The organism is Actinophytocola sp. (assembly GCF_035712165.1).
In the GTDB taxonomy this organism is placed as follows: domain Bacteria; phylum Actinomycetota; class Actinomycetes; order Mycobacteriales; family Pseudonocardiaceae; genus DASYTH01.
Map to the genome: position 1 here is coordinate 1 of NZ_DASTBH010000044.1, position 2,615 is coordinate 2,615.

4 protein-coding genes are annotated in these 2,615 nt (G+C 71.5%); 1 reads left to right on the forward strand and 3 read right to left on the reverse strand.

Features of this window, described 5'->3' with window-relative positions:
• From VFO68_RS02265 to VFO68_RS02275, 3 genes are all read right to left on the reverse strand, one after another.
• Positions 1-602, reverse strand: a 602-nt coding sequence (locus VFO68_RS02265; protein ID WP_325156432.1) for a GNAT family protein, incomplete at its 3' end; no start/stop codon positions are given.
• Positions 603-659: 57 nt separating this feature from the next.
• Positions 660-1,661: a lipoyl synthase gene (gene lipA / locus VFO68_RS02270; RefSeq protein ID WP_325156433.1), complete on the reverse strand. Its 1,002-nt coding sequence runs from the start codon at positions 1,659-1,661 to the stop codon at positions 660-662.
• A gap of 4 nt (positions 1,662-1,665) precedes the next feature.
• Complete coding sequence (locus tag VFO68_RS02275; protein WP_325156434.1) at positions 1,666-2,112, reverse strand: hypothetical protein; 447 nt, start codon at positions 2,110-2,112, stop codon at positions 1,666-1,668.
• 59 nt (positions 2,113-2,171) lie between these two features.
• On the opposite strand from VFO68_RS02275, the gene VFO68_RS02280 reads away from it, so the two are divergent.
• On the forward strand, positions 2,172-2,615 hold a 444-nt coding region (locus tag VFO68_RS02280; protein WP_325156435.1), incomplete at its 3' end, for a helix-turn-helix domain-containing protein.

The following is a 2,615-nucleotide window of genomic DNA, read 5'->3' on the forward strand; positions in this document are numbered from 1 at the left end:
CAGGCCTGTGCCAGCACCACCGTCGCGCCGGTCCGGAGCACGGTGCGGTCCCCGGTCGGGCCGGCCAGGTCATCGCGCATCAGGCTGTACAGCAGCATGTCCCGGCGTTCGCCGCCGCGCACCGATACGCCGCGGGTGACGCCTTCCCGGTGGAAACCGGCCTTTTCCAGCCCTCGCCAGCCGGGCACGTTGGAGACCTCGCTGTTGGCCTCGATCCGGTCCAGGTCGGTGGTGTCCAGCAGGTAGCTGGCCAGCATCCGACCCGCCAGGTGGCTGATGCCGCGGCCGCGCGCGTTGGCCATCAGCCGGATGCCGATGTTCCAGGCAGTGCACTCCAGGCTGTCCCCGTACGGCAGCGCGCGCCAGACCATCGCACCGAGCACCTCGCCGGTGTCCCGGTCCAGCAGTGCCGCCCACCATTCGGCCAGGGTGGAGGGGCTGGGCCGGTCCGACGGGTCCTCCCCGAAGCCCATCGCGCAACGCGCTTTGATGGTCTCCAGTTCGCCGTCGAGCAGTTCGGCGAGGGCGAGTCCGCCGCTCGAGGTGAGGATGGTGCGGCCGGCGATGCCGGCGCCGGCGATCCCGCTGGCGGCGAACTGCATGGCGGCATCCTATTGGGACACGCCGCCCGCTGACCATGGAAAGTTGCCCGCGGCCGGTTACTTGGCCAGGAGCGCGCCGATCTCCTGCGCGGCCGGTCCGGCCTCGGCCAGGTGGTTCAGGTGCTCCGGCAGCGGCTCGCCGCGGTGCCGCAGGGCCTGGGCGTAGAGCCGGCCGGCGCGGTAGGACGAGCGCACCAGCGGCCCGGCCATCACCCCGGCGAACCCGATCTGTTCGGCGGTTTCCTTGTGCGCCACGAACTCTTCCGGCCGGACCCAGCGGTCCACCGGATGATGACGCACGCTGGGGCGCAGGTACTGGGTGATCGTGATGATGTCGCAGCCGGCCGCATGCAGGTCGTGCAGCGCCGCGGTGACCTCGTCCGGTGTCTCGCCCATGCCCAGGATCAGGTTGGACTTGGTGACCAGGCCGTCGGCCCGGGCGGCCGTGAGCACGTCCAGCGAGCGCTGGTACCGGAAGGCGGGCCGGATGGCCTTGAAGATCCGCGGCACGGTCTCCAGGTTGTGCGCGAGCACCTCGGGGCGGGCGCCGAACACCTCGGCGAGTTGGCCGGGGTCGGCGTTGAAGTCCGGGATCAGCAGCTCGACGCCGGTGCCGGGGTTCAGCTCGTGGATCTTCCGCACGGTCTCGGCGTAGAGCCAGGCCCCGCCGTCCGGCAGGTCGTCGCGGGCGACGCCGGTGACGGTGGAGTAGCGCAGGCCCATGGCCTGCACCGACTCGGCGACCCGGGCCGGCTCGGCCCGGTCGAGCGCCGCCGGCCGGCCGGTGTCGATCTGGCAGAAGTCACAGCGCCGGGTGCACTGGTCGCCGCCGATGAGGAAGGTGGCCTCGCGGTCCTCCCAGCATTCGAAGATGTTGGGGCAGCCGGCCTCCTCGCACACCGTGTGCAGGCCTTCCCGCTTGACCAGACCCTTGAGCTCGCGGTATTCGGGGCCCATCCGGGCCCGGGTCTTGATCCACGGGGGCTTCTTCTCGATCGGGGTCTGGCTGTTGCGTACCTCCAGGCGCAGCAGCTTTCGTCCGTCCGGCGCGATCGTCACCACCTCACAGTACGCCGGTGACCTCGACCGTCTCCGGGCTCGGGTCCAGCACGTCCAGGCCGGCGGCCAGGGCCAGCAGCCGGCGTTCGCCGGCCAGCGCCGTGGCCATCGCCTCGTCGCCCTCGTCGGCGTGCCGGTCGAGCAGCCCGCGCAGCACGGGATGTGCGGTGGCCGCCGCCCGTCGGGCCGCGGCCACCGCGTCCACCCGATCGGCGCCGGGTTCGGCGTCGGACAGGGCGACCCCCAGGCGCCCGGTCAGCGCCAGGAGCCACCGGTAGTGCAAGGCCAGCAACAGCTCCGTCCGGCTGCCGAACACCTCGGTGACCCCGGTCACCTCAGCGAACGGCAGCGGGCCGTCCGGTTCCCGGCGGGCGTGCTCGAGCACCGCGTCCAGCGCGTCCCGCCGTCGGTAGAAATCCGCCCAGCTCATGGCCAGCCCCCTCACACTCATACCGTTGGTTTGCAGCATACCGTCGGTATGTGACCGGTAGGGTTGTGAGGGTGGTGACATTGCGGTCGAGGCGGCTGGACTATTCGGAGTCGACCCGGGCTGCCCTGGTGGAGTCGGCCGTCGAGCTGTTCACCCGGCATGGCTACGCCGGCACCTCGCTGGATGCGGTGGCCAAGCGGGCCCGGCTCACCAAAGGCGCCCTGTACCACCACTTCAACGGCAAGCAGGCCCTGTTCGAGGCCGCCTTCGACGTGGTCGAGCGGGCCGCGGTGGGCCGGCTCAGCGCGGCCATCGCCGGCGACGGCCGGGCCTGGGACCGGGCCATCAATGGCGTCCAGGTCTACATCAAGTCCTGCCTGGATCCGTCCTACCAGCGCATCGTGATCCACGAGGGCCCGGTGGTGATGGGCTGGGAGCGCTGGCGGGAGACCGAGGAGAAGCTCAGTTTCGGCCTGGTCCGGACCGCGATCGAGGCGCTGATGGCGGCCGGCGAGATGGTCGAG

Bases quoted from the DNA above. Each gene is read 5' to 3' on its own strand.
- VFO68_RS02275 (WP_325156434.1), bottom strand. From the start codon at position 2,112: ATGAGTGTGAGGGGGCTGGCCATGAGCTGGGCGGATTTCTACCGACGG.